We start from the raw sequence: 17,607 nt of genomic DNA, 5'->3' as shown, positions 1-17,607 counted from the left end.
TACTCACCCGTTCGCCACTGATCCACCCCGAAGGGCTTCACCGTTCGACTTGCATGTGTTAAGCACGCCGCCAGCGTTCGTCCTGAGCCAGGATCAAACTCTCCGTGAATGCTTTCCACGAAAGAGCGGCACGGCGACCACCGGAATAAGGCGGCCCCGCGCACTGCGTCCTCGCTAGTGTTTTACTTCAAAAGGAATCTCCAACCAACCGATACCGGCTGGCCGGGGATGTCAACATATCTGGCGTTGACTTTTGGCACGCTGTTGAGTTCTCAAGGAACGGACGCTTCCTTCGAGCCGCATTCCTGCGGACCCTCCGGGCGCTTCGTTCTTTCGTGTTCCCAGCTTACCAGAGGTTTTTCACTCCGATTTCCATTCCCGCTGGAGTGGGAATTCCTTCGACTTCGCTGCAGACCTTATCAAAAGCTCTGCACTGCTCAGTTTCGGGGTTTTGCCGGAACCGGGCCAGCATCCTCGCGGACGCGCTGCCTCGCTTCGGCCGTGTCATAGACACTACGCTCGGGCGGACTGTATGTCCAGTCCCTCCCAACCGTTCAAACCTACTAGCCCATGGGGATCACGTCAATGGTCCCGCCGGGTTGATCATCAGGCTACCAGGTTTGGCCGGGCGCCCGTGACCACGCCACGCCGCGGCGGTCAGCCGACCATCGGCTGGTGGTCGGTGCGGTCGGCGGCTTCGACGTCGCCGGTCTCGCCGGCCAGGGCGGCGCGCTTGCCGAGGACCAGGGCGTAGACGAGGAAGAGGGCTTCGACGGCGAGGCCGATGCCGATGCGGAGCCAGCTGGGGAGGGCGGAGCCGGTGACGAAGCCCTCGATAAAGCCGGTGACCATGAGGACGGCGGCGAGGCCGATGACGGAGCCGATGACCGCGCGGCCCTCTTCGGCGAGGGCCACGGTGCGGGTGCGGGGGCCGGGGTCGATGACGGTCCAGCCGAGGCGGAGGCTGAGGGCGCCGGCGACGAAGATGGCGGTGATTTCGAGCAGGCCGTGCGGGATGAGCAGGCCGAGGAAGAGCTGGAGGTGGTCGGCGGAGGCCATGGTGCCGATGCCGGTGCCGAGGTTGAGGACGTTGACCAGCAGGATGTACAGGACCGGGAGGCCGAGCAGGACGGCCGAGATCAGGCACTGGGCGGCCACCCAGGCGTTGTTGGTCCACACCTGGGCGGCGAAGTTCGCCGAGGGGTGCTCGGTGTAGTAGGTCTCGAACTCGCCGCCGGGCTTGGTGAGCTGCTCGTACTGCTCGGGGGTCAGCAGGGACTTGATGATCTCGGGGTGGGTGCCGGTCCACCAGGCGATCACCGCGCTCAGCAGGAAGGAGACCGCCGCGACGGTGAGCCACCAGCGGCGGGCGCGGTAGAGGATCGCGGGGAAGCCGGCGGTGAAGTAGCGGGCGGCGTCGCGCCAGGAGGAGGCGCGGGCGCCGGCGACGGCGTTGCGGCCGCGGACGACCAGGGTGGTGAGCCGGCCCTCGATGCCGGGGTGCGGGGCGGCGGCCTGGACCTGGGCGAGGTGGCTGGTGGCGCGCTGGTAGAGGGTGATCAGCTCGTCGGACTCCTCGCCGGTGAGTCGGCGGCGACCGCTGAGGACCTCCAGCCGGTGCCATTCCGCCTGGTGGGCGGCGACGAAGACGTCCAGGTCCATGGCGGCTCTCTCCGGGGGCGCGGTGGGGCGGACGGCGGGCACGGGTGGGTGTGCGGCCGGGCTGGTTGCGGGGCTTAGCTTGCCAGAGCGGGCGGGCGGTGGGACGGGGCGTCCCGGAAGCGTCGGCCCGGGGTTACCCGTGGGGGGCGGGCGGCCTTATGTTTGCCGCTGTTGATCGAGGGGGTCGGATCGCGCGACGCGGGTCGCCGGCGGGCCGTGGAGCGGAGCGGGTGGGTGGCGTGAGCGAACTGGTGACCGGCGAGGCGGTCGTCCTGGGGCTGCGGACGGCGCAGCTGCCGTCGCGGGCCCTGGCCCGGCTGCTGGACTGGGTCCTGTACGTCCTGGCGTACTTCGTCCTGAGCGTGGGCCTGATGCTGGGGCTCTCCGACCTGGAGATGGCCGCCGCGGTGGCGTTCCAGATCTCGGTGCTCGTGTTCTGCACGGTGCTGCTGCCGGTGCTGGTCGAGACGCTGTCGCACGGGCGGTCGCTGGGGAAGGTCACGCTGGGGCTGCGGGTGGTGCGGACGGACGGCGGTCCGATCCGGTTCCGGCACGCGCTGGTGCGGGGGCTGGTCGGGGTGATCGACTTCGGGCTGTTCGCGCTGCCCGCGGTGCTGTCCGCGCTGATCTCGGTGCAGGGGCGCCGGCTCGGCGACGTCTTCGGCGGGACGATGGTGGTCCGCGAGCGGCTGCCGCAGAGCGCCCGGGACCAGGGCTCGGTGCCGCCGGTGCCGCCGCAGGTGATGCACGCGCTGGGCGCGGACCTGGTGGCGCTGGACCTGTCGGCGGTGCCGGACCGGCTGTGGCTGTCGTCGCGTCAGGTGCTGGGCCGGATGCACGAGTTGGACCAGCCGGTGGCGGCCGGGCTGGGCGACCGGCTGGCCGCGGAGATGGCGCAGCGGACGGGGTGGCCGGTGCCGGCGGGGCTGCCGTCGCTGGTGTACCTGGGGGCGGTGTCGATGGAGCGGCAGCGCCGGGAGTGGGAGCGGGCGGCGGCGGCGTTCGCGGCCTACCCGGCGCCGGGCGGCCACCCGGTGCCGGCGGGGTACGGGGCCGCACCGGTGCAGCCGGCGCCGCCGGTGGAGTTCGGGAAGCCCGCGCCCGTCCCGCCCGCCGTACCCGTCCCGCCCGCCGCACCCGCCGCGCCGGTCGCTCCACCCGCGCCCGCCGCGCCGCCCGAGCCTGCTCCGGGCACCGGGTTCGCGCCCCCGGCCTGAGCCCGCACCCGCCGCTCGTGCCCGACCGCCCCGGTGGGCTCAGGCCCCGGGCGGGCGGCGCGGGTTGGGCGGGGAGTCGAGTTCTTCGAGTTCGATCCCGGGGGCGCCGAGCAGGACGTCCCCGGTGAGGTGGAGGTCGCGGACCTCGCCGGTGTCGAGGTCGGTGACCCGGTAGTGCTCGACGGGGAGCGGCCCGCTGTCGGTGGGATGGTCCTGGACGGAGTGGAGCTGCCAGCCCTGGTCGAGGGTGCGGGGGGCGAGGGCGTCGCCGGTGAAGGAGACCAGGCGGATGCGGGCGCTGCCGCCGGGGTCGAGGGCGAGCAGCCGGGCGGTGGCGACCAGGAAGGCCGGGGAGTCGCCGGTGAAAGCGTGCGCCCGGTCCTCGCCCTCGACGGCTTCGACGGCCTCGCCGGGGGCGGTGCCGGAAGCGGCGGCGCGGACCCAGTGCACGCCCTCCAGCGCGCCGCCGCGGACCTGCCAGCCGCCGGAGCGGAGTTCGAGCCGGATCGGGCGGTGCCGGGCGTCCAGGGTGAGGTCGGTGGTGCCCTGGACGGTGCCGTCGGGGCGGTAGCGCTTGGCGACGTAGCGCCAGCCGGCCGGGCCGGGGGCGCACTGGAAGCGTTCCTCGCCGAGCGGGGTTCCGTCGTGCGGGTCGTGGAGGGAGTAGCGGCCGTTCGGCATGGGGGGAAGCCTACGTAATCCGGGATGCAACCTTTGCCGGGGCGGGCCGCATCAGGGGGGCGGTGGCGCGGCCGTGCCACCGGTCACGGGGAGGAGGGGCTGCCAGGATGGCGGAGTTGGCGCGGGACGAGGAGTTCACCGCGTTCGTGGCGTCCAGAGCGGTCTGGCTGCGGAAGGTCGCGTACCTGCTGTGCGCGGACTGGCACCGTGCGGACGACCTGGTGCAGGAGAGCATCACCAAGCTGTACACCCACTGGGGCCGGGCGGGCCGGGTGGAGAACCGGGACGGCTACGCGCGGACGGTACTGGTGAACACCTTCCTGGCGGAGCAGCGGACGGCGTGGTGGCGGCGGACCAGGACGGCGGCGCGGCTGCCGGAGGAGGCGCCGTCCCCGGGCCCCGACCTGGCGGTGTCGCTGGACCTGCGGGAGGCGTTGGCGGCGCTGCCGCCCCGGCAGCGGGCGACGGTGGTGCTGCGCTACTACTGCGATCTCACGGTCGAGCAGACCGCGGCCGAGCTGGGGTGTTCCAGCGGCAACGTGAAGAGCCAGAGTTCGCGGGCGCTGGAGTCGCTGCGGCGTTCCGCGGTGCTGCGTCCGGTGAGGAGGTCCGAGGCATGAGCGGGGACGGGGAGGAGCTGTCCGCGCGGATGGCGCGGTACGTGGCCGTGGAGGAGCGGTCGGCGCCGCCGTCGCGGGTGGATCCGGCGCTGGCGGTGCTGCGGGGCCGGGCGGTGCGTCGGCGACGGACCTGGACGGCGGTGGCGGCGGCCGCGGCGGTGCTGCTGTCGGTGGGGTCGTTCGCGGTGCTGGGGAGCGGGGGCGGGCCAGGTCCGGCCGGGATCCCGACCGTCCTGCCGACGGGGTCGCCTGCCTCGACCGACCGTCCGGTCGCCCCGGTGCCGTCCGGCGTGGGCTCGGCGGCGCCGGTGACGGGGCGGACCGTGCTGACGGTGCCGGCCAGGTTCGGCTGGCTGCCGGACGCGGTGACGGCGGTGGAGTACCGCTCGGGGCCGGGGGGTTCGGACGTGGTCGCCGTGATCGGCTCGGCGACGGGCGGCGGCAGCTGGGGCCAGTTCATGCTGACGGCGTTCCCGGAGGGGGTGACGCCGGACGTGGATCCGCTGATCGGGTCGGGGGACGGGCTGCGGATCGCGGCACCGCCGGTGAACGCACAGGAGGCGTACTGGGTGTCGTCGAGCGACCCGGCCTTCGCTGCGGCGATGGACGTGCTGCGCTTCCGCGGCAAGGACGGGATCTGGTACCAGCTGGAGAGCTCGGGCCTGTCGGAGGCGGACCGGCAGTCGGTGCCGCTGCGGATCGCGGCGGGGGTGGTGGTGGGGCGGTACGCGCCGCCGATGCCGCTGGCGCTGTCCACGCTGCCGACCGACACGGTGGTCACCCGTGCGTCGCTGAGCCGGTCGACGCACGACGGTGCGGCGTGGCGGGCCGAGGTGGGCTTCCAGCAGAACGGCTCGCACTACGTCACGGTGTCGGCGGAGCCGGGCGAGGGGAGCTCGTACGCACCAGCGGGGTCGCAGTCCTCCGGCGAGCCGGTGCCGGACGGGTCCGAGGTGCCGATGCCGGACCCGGCGGCGTGCTTGCCCGGCGGCGGGGTGCGCCGGTGCGTGCAGGAGGTGCAGCCGGGGTGGGGCCCGGAGGCCGGGCTGCCGGTCTGGCTGGCCCGGGTGGTGGCGCGGGGCACCGACGAGGGCACCTGGTCGGTGGACGTGCTGCCGTAGCGGCCCGGAACGCGCCGGTGCCCGGCACCCCCGGGGCGGGGGTGCCGGGCACCGGCGCGTGGTGGTGTCAGTAGCGGTACTGCTCGGACTTGTACGGGCCGTCGACCGGGACGCCGATGTAGTCGGCCTGGTCCTGGCTCAGGGTGGTGAGCTTGACGCCCAGGGCGTCGAGGTGGAGGCGGGCGACCTTCTCGTCCAGGTGCTTGGGGAGCACGTACACGCCCACCGGGTACTGCTCGGGCTTGGTGAACAGCTCGATCTGCGCGATGGTCTGGTTCGCGAAGGAGTTCGACATCACGAACGACGGGTGGCCGGTCGCGTTGCCGAGGTTGAGCAGGCGGCCCTCGGAGAGCACGATGATCGTCTTGCCGTCGGCCTTGCGCCACTCGTGGACCTGCGGCTTGACCTCGGTCTTCACCACGCCGGGGAGCTTGGCCAGGCCGGCCATGTCGATCTCGTTGTCGAAGTGGCCGATGTTGCCGACGATGGCCTGGTGCTTCATCCGCTCCATGTGCGAAGCCATGATGATGTCCTTGTTGCCCGTCGTGGTGACGAAGATGTCCGCGATCCCCACCACGTCGTCCAGGGTGGTGACCTGGTAGCCGTCCATCGCCGCCTGGAGCGCGCAGATCGGGTCGATCTCGGTGACGATCACCCGGGCGCCCTGGCCGCGCAGCGACTCCGCGCAGCCCTTGCCCACGTCGCCGTAGCCGCAGACGACGGCGACCTTGCCGCCGATCAGGACGTCGGTGGCGCGGTTGATGCCGTCGATCAGCGAGTGCCGGCAGCCGTACTTGTTGTCGAACTTCGACTTGGTGACGGAGTCGTTGACGTTGATCGCCGGGAACAGCAGCTTGCCGTCGCGGTGCATCTCGTACAGGCGGTGGACGCCGGTGGTGGTCTCCTCGGTGACGCCCTTGATCGTGGCGGCGACCTCGGTCCACTTCTGCGGGGACTCGACCAGGGTGCGGTTCAGCAGCTCCAGGATGATCCGGAACTCGTCGTTGTCCGCGGTGTCGGGCGACGGCGCGGCGCCGGCCTTCTCGAACTCGACGCCCTTGTGGATCAGCAGGGTGGCGTCACCGCCGTCGTCCAGGATCATGTTCGGGGTCTGGCCCTCGGGCCAGGTCAGCGCCTGCTCGGTGCACCACCAGTACTCCTCCAGGGTCTCGCCCTTCCAGGCGAACACCGGCACGCCCTTCGGGTCCTCGGGGGTGCCCTCGGGGCCGACCGCGATCGCGGCGGCGGCGTGGTCCTGGGTGGAGAAGATGTTGCACGAGCACCAGCGCACCTCGGCGCCCAGCGCGGTCAGGGTCTCGATCAGCACCGCGGTCTGCACCGTCATGTGCAGCGAACCCGTGATCCGGGCCCCGGCGAGCGGCTGCGAGGCGGCGTACTCGGCGCGGATCGACATCAGACCCGGCATCTCGTGCTCGGCGAGCTGGATCTCCTTGCGACCGAACGGCGCCAGGGAGAGATCGGCGACCTTGAAGTCGCCGGTGGGCTGGTTCGACATGCGAACTCCTCGTGGGGTGGGCCTGGTTACGGGTGTGCTGGGCGGCAGAGGGCGCGCGGGAGCGACCCTCTGCTGCGGCACAATCCGTCGGAGGACCTCTCTCCCTCGACCGGAGCCCCGCTCCGATCGACCGCCATCAGCAGCGACGTTTGGCACTGCTGACGAATCTACACCGATCGGGCGCGGCTCAGTGGGCGTTCGGGCCCGGTCCGCCCGGAGTCGCGTCGGCGTCGGGGCCCGCCAGGGCCTTCTCCTCGGAGTAGATGTCGGGCTCCAGGTAGATCGCGCGGGCGATCGGGACGGCCCTGCGGACCCGGGCCTCGGCGTGGTCGATCGCCTCGGCGACCACCGCGGCGCTGTCCTCCGCGTTGACGCCGATCTTGGCGGCGACCAGCAGTTCCTCGGGGCCGACGTGCAGGGTGCGCATGTGGATCACCGAGGTGACGGAGTCGTGGTCGACCAGCGCCGCGCGGATCTTGGCGACCACCTCGGCGGCCGCGGACTCGCCGATCAGCAGCGACTTGGTCTCCAGCGCCAGCACCAGCGCGATGACCACCAGCAGCAGGCCGATGCACAGGGTGCCGATGCCGTCCCAGACCGCGTCCCCGGTGAGGGTGGTCAGGCCGACGCCGAGCAGCGCCAGCACCAGGCCGACCAGCGCGCCGGAGTCCTCCAGCAGGACGACCGGCAGCTCGGGGGCCTTGGCCCGGCGGATGTAGGCGGACCAGCCGTGGCTGCCCTTGTCCTTCGACGCCTCCCGGTAGGCGGTGAGGAAGGAGTAACCCTCCAGCAGGATGGCGAAGACCAGCACGCCGACCGGCCAGTACCAGTTCTCCAGCTCGTGCGGGTGGGCGATCTTCTCGTAGCCCTCGTAGATCGCGAACATGCCGCCGAGGCTGAACAGCACGATCGAGACCAGGAAGCCGTACACGTACCGCTCGCGGCCGTAGCCGAAGGGGTGCTCCTCGGTGGCGGCCCGCTGGGAGCGCTTGCCGCCGATCAGCAGCAGCACCTGGTTGCCGGAGTCGGCGACCGAGTGCACGCCCTCGGCGAGCATCGAGGACGAACCGGAGAACGCGAACGCCACGAACTTGCTGACCGCGATCCCCAGGTTCGCGGCCAGTGCCGCGACCAGTGCCTTGGTGCCGCCTTCGGTGCTCAACCCCGTACATCCCTCCGCGCGGGCCCGGGACTTTGCCGGGCCTTGACTGACGAGGGGACGATACCGTGTCAGCTCCGGGTGGCCAGGCCCAGGTACACCGCGGCGAAGTCGGTCAGGCCGATCAGTTCGGCCAGCGCCTGCACCGGGTCCTCCAGGCTGGAGGCGTGCTCGGTGCACCGCACCTCGTGGGCGGCGGCCAGCCGGCGGGCCCGGGCCACCGGCCAGCCGGGCTGCTCCAGTTCGGCCACGCCGGGGGTGTGGCGGAGCATCAGCACCTGGAGCTGGAGCGGCACCGGCTCGTCGACCCGGTCGCGGAAGAAGTCGTCCGGGTCGGCCCCGGCGCCGAGCCGGCCGGTGAACATGCCGCGGTGGGCGGTCAGCGCCTGCGGGAGGCGGGCGGCCAGCGCGGGGAGCCCGGCCCGGTCGGCCAGGGCCGCCGCGAACCGCTCCCCCGCGGCGGCGGCCGGGGCGCCCTCGGACCAGAGCAGCGGGACGGTCTCGGCGAGCCGGGCGGCCAGGGACTTCGCCGGGTTGTCGTACGACTGGGCGTCGGGGCGGCAGCGCACCGCGACCTCGTCGAGGCGGTCGGCGGCGGCCTCCAGCGAGCCGGGGGCGAGCTGGGCGGCGCCGATCCGGTCGGCCAGGGTGAGCAGCGGGGCCAGGAAGGCCCACAGCGCGGCCGGGTCCTCGGCCGGGAGGTCGGGTTCGGCGTCGGTGCCGTCCGGCTCCACCGCGCTGGGCTCGAACGGCAGCGGCAGGGCGCGCACCTGGAGCGCCGCCTCGAACAGTTCGGAGCCCTCGGGGGCGATCACCGCGATCGCGCAGCCGCGGGCGTACGCCTGCTCGGCCAGGTTGATCAGGCCGCCCTCGCGGCCGCCCGCGCTGGCCACCACGATCAGGTCCAACGCGTTGGCCCAGCCCGGGAGTTGCCAGGTCTCGCCGTCGGTGAAGGCGTACCCGCCGGGGCGGGCGTCGGCGGGCGGCAGCGGCCACACCTGGCAGCTGGGCAGGGCCAGCGCCGCGAGCACGCCGGCTGCGGTCAGCACCCCGCCGTGCCCGGCGACCAGCACCGCGCGGGGCCGTCCGTCCGGGTCCAGCGCGTTGACGCCGGCGGCGTCGGCCCGGCGCAGGGCGATCCTTATCCGGGCGCCCGCCCCGGCCAGGGCCAGCAGTTCGCGTCGGCGGTCGGCGCGCTGCACGGCGGCCGGGTCGTCCAGCAGGGAGTCGTCGAACATGGCGGCTGGCCTCCAGCGGCTGGCGGGGCAGGGGTCAGGACGGGCGGCGGGCCTCGTCCACCAGCAGGACCGGGATGCCGTCGCGCACCGGATAGACCAGGCCGCAGCCCTCGCCGGTGCAGCGCAGCTCGTGCACCTCGCCCTCGGTCTCCTCGTCGAGCGGGGAGCGGCACTCCGGGCAGACCAGGATCTCCAGCAGGAAGGACGGCAGGCTCATGGCGGTCGGACTCCGGGGGTCGGGAAGGACGGCGGTACGGGAAGCCGGTGACACAGCAGTACCCCGGCCGGTGGCAACCCTACCGGCCGGGGCACCCGAAAAGTCAGCGGCGGGCTGACGGGGGCGGGGGCGCCCGGGGTCAGCCGCGGACGATGGCCAGCACGCCGTCGCGCAGTTCGGCCATCTTCGCCGGGTCCTTGGCCTCGGCGTTCAGGCGCAGCAGCGGCTCGGTGTTGGAGGCGCGCAGGTTGAACCACCAGTCCGGGCCGGCCACGGTCAGGCCGTCCAGTTCGTCGGTGGTGACGCCCGGCAGGCCCGCGTAGGCGGCGCGCACCTCGGCGGTGACGGCGGACTGGTCGGCGACGGTGGAGTTGATCTCGCCGGAGGCGGCGTACCGCTCGTACTGGGCGGTCAGCGCGGAGAGCGGGCCGTCCTGCCCGCCGAGCGCGGCCAGCACGTGCAGGGCGGCCAGCATGCCGGTGTCGGCGCGCCAGAAGTCGCGGAAGTAGTAGTGCGCGGAGTGCTCGCCGCCGAAGACCGCGTCGGTGTTCGCCATCTCCTGCTTGATGAAGGAGTGGCCGACCCGGGTGCGGACCGGGACGCCGCCCAGGTCGCGGACCACCTCGGGCACCGTCCAGGAGGTGATCAGGTTGTGGATGACGGTCGGGTGGGCCTCGCCGCCGGCCCGGGCGCGGGCGATCTCGCGTTCGGCGACCAGGGCGGTGATCGCGGACGGGGAGACCGGGTCGCCGTTCTCGTCGATGACGAAGCAGCGGTCGGCGTCGCCGTCGAAGGCCAGGCCGAGGTCGGCGCCGACCTCGCGGACCTTGGCCTGGAGGTCGACCAGGTTGGCCGGGTCGAGCGGGTTGGCCTCGTGGTTCGGGAAGGTGCCGTCCAGCTCGAAGTACATCGGGACGACGTCCAGCGGCAGGCCGTCGAGGACGGTGGGCACGGTGTGGCCGCCCATGCCGTTGCCGGCGTCCACCACGACCTTGAGCGGGCGGATCGCGGTCAGGTCGACCAGCTTGCGCAGGTGCTCGGCGTAGCCGCCCAGGGTCTCCCGGGCGGACAGCGCGCCGACGGCGGCGTCGGAGGCCGGGACGTGCACCGCGCCGTCCTCGTCCAGCCAGGACTCGACCAGCTCGCGGATCTCCGACAGGCCGGTGTCTTGGCCGACCGGGGCGGCGCCCGCGCGGCACAGCTTGATGCCGTTGTACTCGGCCGGGTTGTGCGAGGCGGTGAACATCGCGCCGGGCAGGTCCAGGCTGCCGCTGGCGTAGTACAGCTGGTCGGTGGAGCAGAGCCCGATCTCCACCACGTCGGCGCCGCGGGAGGCCGCGCCCTCGGCGAACGCCCGGGACAGCGCGGGCGAGGACGGCCGCATGTCGTGGCCCACGACCACCGCGCCGCCGCCGACCACCTCGACGAAGGCGGCGCCGAAGGCGTGCGCCAGCGACTCGTCCCACTGGTCCGGCACGACGCCCCGGACGTCGTACGCCTTCACAAGCTGCTTGAGGTCCCGCACCAGAATGCTCCCGTGTGTGTGCCGCGACGTGCTGCGGACGGCGCCGGCGCCAGCCTTGTCCGAGCCGCAGAGGGGCAGCGTACCGGGCCCCGGTGGAGCCGCCGCGACGCGCCGGGTCAGCTCTCCGGGGAGCGCAGCACCCGCAGGTGGCCGCGGCGGCCCGACTCGCCCTCGGGGGGCGGTCCCTGACGCGGCGCGCGCTCCTGCGGGCGGGCTGCCTCGCGGACCGCGTTGGCCAGCGCCTCCAGGTCGTCGCTGCTGCGCCGCAGCGGGCCGGTGTCGCCGGCCAGGCGGACCACGTCCCAGCCGCGGGGGGCGGTCAGGCGCTCGGCGTGCTCGGCGCACAGGTCGTAGCAGTGCGGTTCCGCGTAGGTCGCCAGCGGGCCGAGCACCGCGGTGGAGTCCGCGTAGACGTACGTCAGCGTCGCCACGGCCGGACGGCCGCACGCGGTGCGCGAACAACGACGTACAGAGCTCACGAGGGTGGACGGTACCGCAAGTGGGACCGGCCCGCGAAGACCCGCCCCCGGCTCGCGTGTCCGCCCGCCGTTACGCGCCGTGCTGGAGTGGTCCACTTCCGGGCATCCAGGGACTACGCTCGACACTGCTATGGACAGCTCGACACCCCCGTCCCCGCCCGGTTCCGGCCGCCGCAAGCACCGCGACCGGCACGGCCGCGGCATGCGCGGGCCGCTGGCCCCGCCGCAGGTGCCTATCTCGCTGACCCGCTCCGAGCTCTTCGACGACTACGTCCGGGAGTCGATGGAGCGCCTGGTGCGGCGCTGGCCCCAGCTGGAGGACGTGGAGTTCGCCGTGCTGGAGGTGCCGCTGCCCGCCAAGGGCGAGCCGGAGCCCGACACCGTGCCGCTGGGCCGGGCGGTTCCGGGCGCGGCGGGGCGGCGCAGCCGGATCATGGTCTACCGGCGGCCGGTGGAGATCCGGGCGAAGTCCAAGGAGGACCGGGCCGCGCTGGTCCACGAGATCCTGATCGAGCAGGTCGCGGAGCTGCTCGGGCTCTCGCCGGACGCGATCGATCCGCGCTACGGCGAGGAGTAGGGCCCCCGGGCGGGGGCCCCACCGGGCTCACCGGCCGAGCACGACCCCGGGGTCGGCGGCCACCTGCGGGACCTGCACGGTGGCGTGGTCGTCGCGGAACTGCTGGGTGGTGAAGGCGGGCACGTCCTTGGCCGGGACGGTGATCTGGCGGGCGGCGAGGACCGGGCCGCCGCCGAGGGTCTGCAGGGTCAGCGCGTAGGGGCCGTTCGCGCCGGCGGGGTCGATGCCGTCGACGCCGACCGTGGTGCCGGCGGGGACGTCGACGTCCTTGCTGACCGGGGTGCCGCCGCTCGCGCCGGCCGAGCTGGTGACCCTGACCTTGGCGTCGCCGTCGGTGGCGGTGAGGAACAGCTTGGTCTGGCCGGCCCGGTTGTCGGCGACGGAGGCGCGGGCGCCGACCGGGTTGCCGCCGGCCAGCCAGGCGGCCTCGGTCCTGCCCTTGTTCTCGCGGTCGACGCGCAGGCCGGCCACGACCGGGGTGGGGTGGCTGTCGCTGGTGGGGGTGAGCCGGACGGCGCTGGCGCCCTCGCGGGTCTGCTCGGTGAACTGGAAGTCGAGGGCGGCGGTCATGCCGGCCTTGACGTGCACGGTCTCGTTGCCCGCGGGGGTGAACCAGCCGTTCTTGCCGGAGAGCTGGACCTTGAGGTCGGCGTCGTCGGCGGAGTCGGTGGCGATCACCAGGTGGGCGGTGGTGACGTCGTCGGGGATGCCGGGGATGACGACGCTCGCGGCGGGGTCGGCGGAGGGTTCGAGCCAGTCGCTGCCCTTGCCGGTGTCGATGGCGTGGACGCCGGCGGCGATCCGCCCGCTGCGGGTGACCACGTGCAGGGCGAGGTTGTCGACGGGGCCCTTGGTGAGGCTGGCGAGGCTCATCGTCTCGGTCTTGCCGGGGGGGACCGAGATGTTGGCGGCGAGTTCGTTGTCGATCGGGCCCTTGTCGCCGTACATCCGCAGGTCGACGACGGCGGTGACGCTGTCGGCGTTGACCAGCGTGACGTAGTCGACCCGGTTGCCCGTGGTGCTGGCGCCGGAGAACCAGAAGCTGGTGCCGGAGGGCAGGCAGTCGGCGCCGGACAGGCCGGAGCCGCCCTGCTCGGAGCTGGTCAGCTGGGTGGCGGTGAAGCCGGGGGCGAGGTTGCCGGTGGCGATCGCGAAGCTGCCGGGGGCGGTGTCGCCGTTGGCGGCGGGGCCGGTGGCCGGGAGGCCGGGCTTGGCCAGCGAGACCCGGGCGTCGACGGCGGCGGCCGGGCTGCCGGAGGGCTGTCCGCCCGGGGCCGCGGCGGAGGCGGCGTCCGACGGGGCGGCCGGGGCGGACGGGGCGGGCTGCGCGGGGTTCTGCGCGGCGAGCACGTTGTCGGCGGTGGCGTCGGCGAGCAGGCCGGTGCCGGTGCTGCCGGTGCCGCCCTCGGGGCTGAACAGGGTGAGCGTGGTGGAGCCGGTGACGCCCTGCATCGGCGGCGGGCAGACCAGCGCGGCGCGCTCGACCTGGGCGGTGGTGCGCTTGCCGCCGGTGGCGGCGGAGGTGGCCGGGGCGCGCAGTTCGGCGATGCCGAACACCAGGCCGAGCACGGCCACGCCGGCCAGCAGGGACTGGCCGGTGCGGCTGCCGCCGGCCACGGAGCTCAGGTCGGGTGCCTTGAGCCTGGGCGCCTTCAGGGTGGGCTTCTTCATCGCGGTCAGCTCCCCGCCCCGGACTGCCGCGGTGGGCCGCCGTAGGGGTCGTTGGGGTCGTAGTAGGTGGTGGGCTGCTGCTGTTCGGGCAGCCAGGGCTGCTGCTGCTGCTCGTCCTGCTGCGGGTAGCCGGCGGCGTACGGGTCGGTCCAGCCCTGGGCGGGCGGGGCGTCGTAGCCGTACGCCTGCTGCTGGCCGTACTGGTCGTGGCCGTCGCCCTGCGGGGGCGCGCCGACGGGCTGGTGCCGGGTGTGGTCGTAGCCGTAGCCGTCGGACGGGTAGCCCTGCTGCTGGTAGGGGTCCGCCTGGTACGGGTCCGCCTGGTAGGGATCGGCCTGGTACGGGTCGGCCTGGTACGGGTCGGCCTGGTACGGGTCGGCGAACGGCTCGGGTTCGGGCCGGTAGGGCTCCGGGTCGGCCTCGGCGGTCTGCTGGGCCGGGACGCCGGGGGTGTAGACGCCGGGCTCGGCCTGCGGGTCCTCGCCCTCGCCGCGTTCGGCGAGGCGGCGGGCCCGGCGGCTGCCGGGGGCGGGCGCCTGGGCCTGGACCTGGGCGGCCAGCGCCTGGGCGGCGACGACCTCCTCGGGGATGTCGTCGTCGTTGGTGTTGCGGCGTCCGGGCAGGGCGAGGACCAGGACGACCGCGCCGAGCGCGAGCCGGCCCCAGACCCAGGCGGTGTGGGCGGCGGCACCGGCGCGGGTGACGTCGAGCCGACCGCCCTCGGCGGGGAGGGTGAAGCCCTGGGCCCAGCCGTCGACGGTGACGGCCTTGAGCGGCTTGCCGTTCAGGGTGGCCTGCCAGCCGCCGTCGGCCTGTTCGGCCAGCCGGAGCTGCCGGCCGGCCGGTCCGGCCGGGACGGTGGTCCAGATGTCGTGCGCGCCGGCCGGGACGACCACCGGGACGGTGCCGGGGCTGGTGATCCGCGCCCGGGTGCCGGGGGCACCGGTGATCTGCCACAGGCCGACGCCGCCGTCGAGGCTGAGCCGGGTGACGCCGGGGGTGGTGTCCAGCACGTCGCGGACCTTGGCGATCACCGGGTCCTTCACCTCGACGTAGGTGATCCCGTACCCGGCCAGGGTGCGGGCCAGGTCGCCGCCGGAGCCGGCCAGCAGCTTGGCGGTGAGCGGGGAGAGCTGCCCGTCGGCGTCGCTGTCCACGGTGCCCTCGGCCTGGCCGGTGGTCAGGCCGGCGCCGCGCACCAGCGCGTACCGGACGGCGGTGCCCTCGGCGTCGCCGGTGACGACCAGGGTGCGGGAGCGGTCGGTGGTGGTGCCGGACTCGGCGATGAACGCCGGGACCTGGGCATCGCTGCCGCGCCGCAGCGGGCCGTCGGCGCCGGTGACGGCCCACCAGACGGCGGTGCCGACCGGGGCGAGCACGGCGGTGGCGAGCACCAGGGCGGCGACCGGCTGGCGCCAGCCGAAGGCGATGCCGGAGACCCGGGTGTTGGCGCCGTCGGCGCCGATCGCGGCGGCGGCGAGCAGCGCGACCCCGGCCAGCAGGGTGGCGGGGCCGGCCCAGGCGGCGGTCTGCGGGCCGCCGGAGGCGGGGGTGACGGCGGTGCCGGCCACCGCGACCGAGAACAGCAGCCCGGCGGCGGCGGCGCCCCAGGCGGCCAGCACGGCGCGGCGGCGGTCGGCGCGCAGCAGCGCGGCGAGGGCGGCGAGCACCACGCCGGCGGACAGCCAGACCGGGGGCGTGCCGGCGCCGCCGGGGTTGACCAGGACCAGGCCGAGCGGGTCGGCGGCGGGGCCGTTGAAGCCGGGGACGCCGGCCTCCAGCAGCAGCCGGGAGGGGTGGGCGAGGACCTGGAGCGACCAGGGGGCGAGCACCAGCAGCGGCACCCCGAGGATCACCACGACGCGCAGGCCGAGCAGCCGCACCGCCTGCGCGCCGGAGCCGAACGCGCCGCCGCGGAGCACCGCGTGCAGCAGCGCGGCCAGGCAGAGCGGGACGGCGATGGCCCAGGTGAGCGGGACGAAGGCGGTGCTGACGGTGAGCACCAGCACGGTCATCCAAGCGGACCGCCAGCCGGGGCGGGCGCCCTTGGCGGCGGTCTCCTTGCGGATGCCGAGGCCGGCGGTGATGGCGGCGGCGCGGGCCAGCGGGGGCAGCAGCACGGCGAGCACCGCGGTGCCGATCCGGCCCTGGGCGAGCGCGCCGGTGGCGGCGGGCAGCACCGCGTAGGTGGCGCTGGCCCAGGCGCGGACGGCCTTGGAGGCGATCAGCGGGCGGGAGACCAGGTAGGCGCTGACCGCGGCGAGCGGGACCGAGAGCACCACGAGCAGGGTGAGCGCGAGGTCGGCGTGGTCGAACAGCGCCCAGGAGAGGATCGCGAGCACCGCGAGGTAGGGCGGGCCGTCGGCGGTGGAGCCGGTGCCGATGCCGTGCCAGGGCGCGGCGTACACGTCCCACAGGCCGGCCGCGCCGTCCGAGGCGGGGAGCAGGGCGCCGCCCTGGAGGAGGCCGGAGCCGATCAGGTCGCGGCAGGCGGCGAGCGCGAACAGCAGCAGCGCGGCGAACAGCACCGGGGCCGGGCGCCGCACCAGCTTCTTGAGCAGGGCGAACTGTTCGACCACCAGGTCGTCGGTGTCGTCGTCGCCGGGGCCGGACTCGACCGTGCCGTGCCGGCCGGCGCCGGACTCGTCGGGGCCGCCGATGCCGAGCGAGCCGACGACGTTCTCGACGGCGAGCCGGACGGTGGCGCCGGGGGCGGGGAACAGCGTGCGGTCGTCCAGCGAGTCCACCGAGCGGGTCCGGCGGCGGCGCGCCCGGGCGGCCATCAGCCGTGGCAGGCGCAGCAGTTCGTGGCCGAGGCCGGCGATCTCGTCGTAGGCCTGCCGGGGGTCCTTGCCGACCAGGTTGACGACCACCCGGAGCAGGGTGCCGAGGACCAGCCGGAGCAGGACGTACGGGAAGAGAAGGCCCTTGGAGTTGGCGAGCAGGGTGTAGACGGCGCCGGACTTGTCGACCCGGTGCGGGTGGGCGGAGGCGCAGTCGATGGCGCGGCGTTCGCGGCTGGCGGCCTCGGCGTGCCGGAGCACGGCGTCGGGGGCGACCACGACGCGGTGGCCGGCCGCGTTGACCCGCCAGCAGAAGTCGGTGTCGTCCCGCATCAGCGGCAACGCCCGGTCGAATCCGCCGAGTTCCTCGAACACGTCGCGGCGGACCAGCATGCCGGCGGTGGAGACGGCGAGCACCGGGCGGACCTGGTCGTGCTGGCCCTGGTCCTGCTCGCGGCGGTCGAGGCCGGTCCAGCGGCGGCCGGAGCGGGCGATGCTCACGCCGACTTCGAGCAGCTGCCTGCGGTCGTACCAGGAGCGGAGCTTGGGGCCGACCACGGCGGCGGTCGGGGTGGAGTCGGCGACCTGGAGCAGGCGGCGCAGGGCGTCGGTCTGCGGTTCGCAGTCGTCGTGCAGCAGCCAGAGCCACTCGACCGGCTGGGTCTCGCGCGGTCCGCCGCGGCCGAGGTCGTCGTCGCCGCCGAGCGGGTCGCCGAAGTCGTCCCAGCCGCCGGTGACCGGGTCGTAGCCGGACGGGTCGAGGCTGTAGGAGAGGTCCTCGGGGCGCAGCGGGCGGCTGCCGGCGACGGCTTCGCCGACGGCGCGGCCGAAGCCGACCCGGCGGCCGAGGATCTGCGGGCCGCTCTCGGGGAGCCAGTCGCCGAGGGTGTCGGCGAGCAGCTGGGGCGAGTTGTCGGTGGAGCCGGTGTCCACCGCGAGGATCCGCTGGACCTGCCGGTCCTGGCCGAGCAGTCCGGCGAGCGCCTGCGGCAGCCAGCGGGCGCCGTCGTGCGAGACGATCACGGCGGTGACCAAGTGGCGCGGGTAGGCGGGCGGCCTGGCAGCGGAGAAGCCGCTCTGGTGGCTGTAGACAGTCATCGGGTGCGCGGACCACCGGTTCGGGTTTGACGGCAGATGACGC

14 protein-coding genes and 1 rRNA gene are annotated in these 17,607 nt (G+C 74.3%); 4 read left to right on the top strand and 11 right to left on the bottom strand.

From position 1 onward, the window contains the following. A 16S ribosomal RNA gene (locus tag K353_RS32720) occupies positions 1-109 on the bottom strand; the annotation flags it as partial. 548 nt (positions 110-657) lie between these two features. Further along, positions 658-1,662: a stage II sporulation protein M gene (locus K353_RS32710; RefSeq protein WP_111557112.1), complete on the bottom strand. Its 1,005-nt coding sequence runs from the start codon at positions 1,660-1,662 to the stop codon at positions 658-660. Positions 1,663-1,901: 239 nt separating this feature from the next. Between K353_RS32710 and K353_RS32705 the strand changes: the two genes are divergently transcribed. Continuing rightward, on the top strand, positions 1,902-2,879 hold the full coding sequence (locus tag K353_RS32705; RefSeq protein ID WP_111557111.1) for an RDD family protein: 978 nt from the start codon (positions 1,902-1,904) through the stop codon (positions 2,877-2,879). A 39-nt stretch (positions 2,880-2,918) separates the two neighbouring features. Here the strand turns inward: K353_RS32705 and K353_RS32700 are convergent, their stop codons facing one another. Continuing rightward, a complete protein-coding gene (locus tag K353_RS32700) occupies positions 2,919-3,560 on the bottom strand; it encodes a hypothetical protein (RefSeq protein WP_111557110.1) in 642 nt (213 codons plus the stop codon). A 107-nt stretch (positions 3,561-3,667) separates the two neighbouring features. On the opposite strand from K353_RS32700, the gene K353_RS32695 reads away from it, so the two are divergent. Both K353_RS32695 and K353_RS32690 read left to right on the top strand, forming a co-directional pair. Then, positions 3,668-4,180 (top strand): SigE family RNA polymerase sigma factor, encoded by a 513-nt coding sequence (locus K353_RS32695; RefSeq protein WP_111557109.1) that lies wholly within the window; start codon positions 3,668-3,670, stop codon positions 4,178-4,180. Then, positions 4,177-5,301 carry a hypothetical protein gene (locus K353_RS32690; RefSeq protein WP_111557108.1) on the top strand — a complete coding sequence of 375 codons (1,125 nt, stop codon included), beginning with the start codon at positions 4,177-4,179 and terminating at the stop codon, positions 5,299-5,301. Before K353_RS32695 ends, K353_RS32690 begins: the two co-directional genes overlap by 4 nt. A 67-nt stretch (positions 5,302-5,368) precedes the next feature. On the opposite strand, the gene ahcY is transcribed toward K353_RS32690, so the two are convergent. From ahcY to K353_RS32660, 6 genes are all read right to left on the bottom strand, one after another. Continuing rightward, entirely contained in the window at positions 5,369-6,817 is a 1,449-nt protein-coding gene (ahcY, locus tag K353_RS32685) for an adenosylhomocysteinase (RefSeq protein WP_111557107.1), read from the bottom strand. A gap of 187 nt (positions 6,818-7,004) precedes the next feature. After that, a complete protein-coding gene (locus K353_RS32680; protein WP_111557106.1) occupies positions 7,005-7,979 on the bottom strand; it encodes a cation diffusion facilitator family transporter in 975 nt (324 codons plus the stop codon). Between the two features lie 68 nt (positions 7,980-8,047). After that, a complete protein-coding gene (locus K353_RS32675) occupies positions 8,048-9,214 on the bottom strand; it encodes an SIS domain-containing protein (RefSeq protein ID WP_111557105.1) in 1,167 nt (388 codons plus the stop codon). A gap of 34 nt (positions 9,215-9,248) precedes the next feature. After that, on the bottom strand, positions 9,249-9,431 hold the full coding sequence (locus K353_RS32670) for a Trm112 family protein (RefSeq protein ID WP_030461914.1): 183 nt from the start codon (positions 9,429-9,431) through the stop codon (positions 9,249-9,251). Positions 9,432-9,570: 139 nt separating this feature from the next. Continuing rightward, positions 9,571-10,959 carry a phosphomannomutase/phosphoglucomutase gene (locus K353_RS32665; protein WP_111557115.1) on the bottom strand — a complete coding sequence of 463 codons (1,389 nt, stop codon included), beginning with the start codon at positions 10,957-10,959 and terminating at the stop codon, positions 9,571-9,573. 113 nt (positions 10,960-11,072) lie between these two features. Further along, positions 11,073-11,531, bottom strand: coding sequence for a DUF3499 domain-containing protein (locus K353_RS32660; protein ID WP_111557104.1), 459 nt, complete (start codon positions 11,529-11,531; stop codon positions 11,073-11,075). A 34-nt stretch (positions 11,532-11,565) separates the two neighbouring features. On the opposite strand from K353_RS32660, the gene K353_RS32655 reads away from it, so the two are divergent. Beyond that, positions 11,566-12,012 (top strand): metallopeptidase family protein, encoded by a 447-nt coding sequence (locus K353_RS32655; RefSeq protein ID WP_100838009.1) that lies wholly within the window; start codon positions 11,566-11,568, stop codon positions 12,010-12,012. Positions 12,013-12,039: 27 nt separating this feature from the next. On the opposite strand, the gene K353_RS32650 is transcribed toward K353_RS32655, so the two are convergent. After that, positions 12,040-13,683, bottom strand: coding sequence for a DUF5719 family protein (locus tag K353_RS32650; RefSeq protein ID WP_111557103.1), 1,644 nt, complete (start codon positions 13,681-13,683; stop codon positions 12,040-12,042). 5 nt (positions 13,684-13,688) lie between these two features. Beyond that, positions 13,689-17,564, bottom strand: coding sequence for a glycosyltransferase family 2 protein (locus tag K353_RS37055; protein WP_111557102.1), 3,876 nt, complete (start codon positions 17,562-17,564; stop codon positions 13,689-13,691). Positions 17,565-17,607: the final 43 nt, after the last annotated feature.

The sequence above is a fragment of the Kitasatospora sp. SolWspMP-SS2h genome, assembly GCF_003259315.1.
Taxonomy (GTDB): Bacteria; Actinomycetota; Actinomycetes; order Streptomycetales; family Streptomycetaceae; genus Kitasatospora; species Kitasatospora fiedleri.
This window is presented reverse-complemented; position numbering and strand designations above follow the sequence as displayed.

Bases quoted from the DNA above. Each gene is read 5' to 3' on its own strand.
- K353_RS32710 (WP_111557112.1), bottom strand. From the start codon at position 1,662: ATGGACCTGGACGTCTTCGTCGCCGCCCACCAGGCGGAATGGCACCGG.
- K353_RS32700 (WP_111557110.1), bottom strand. From the start codon at position 3,560: ATGCCGAACGGCCGCTACTCCCTCCACGACCCGCACGACGGAACCCCG.
- K353_RS32695 (WP_111557109.1), top strand. From the start codon at position 3,668: ATGGCGGAGTTGGCGCGGGACGAGGAGTTCACCGCGTTCGTGGCGTCC.
- K353_RS32690 (WP_111557108.1), top strand. From the start codon at position 4,177: ATGAGCGGGGACGGGGAGGAGCTGTCCGCGCGGATGGCGCGGTACGTG.
- ahcY (WP_111557107.1), bottom strand. From the start codon at position 6,817: ATGTCGAACCAGCCCACCGGCGACTTCAAGGTCGCCGATCTCTCCCTG.
- K353_RS32675 (WP_111557105.1), bottom strand. From the start codon at position 9,214: ATGTTCGACGACTCCCTGCTGGACGACCCGGCCGCCGTGCAGCGCGCC.
- K353_RS32670 (WP_030461914.1), bottom strand. From the start codon at position 9,431: ATGAGCCTGCCGTCCTTCCTGCTGGAGATCCTGGTCTGCCCGGAGTGC.
- K353_RS32655 (WP_100838009.1), top strand. From the start codon at position 11,566: ATGGACAGCTCGACACCCCCGTCCCCGCCCGGTTCCGGCCGCCGCAAG.
- K353_RS32650 (WP_111557103.1), bottom strand. From the start codon at position 13,683: ATGAAGAAGCCCACCCTGAAGGCGCCCAGGCTCAAGGCACCCGACCTG.
- K353_RS37055 (WP_111557102.1), bottom strand. From the start codon at position 17,564: ATGACTGTCTACAGCCACCAGAGCGGCTTCTCCGCTGCCAGGCCGCCC.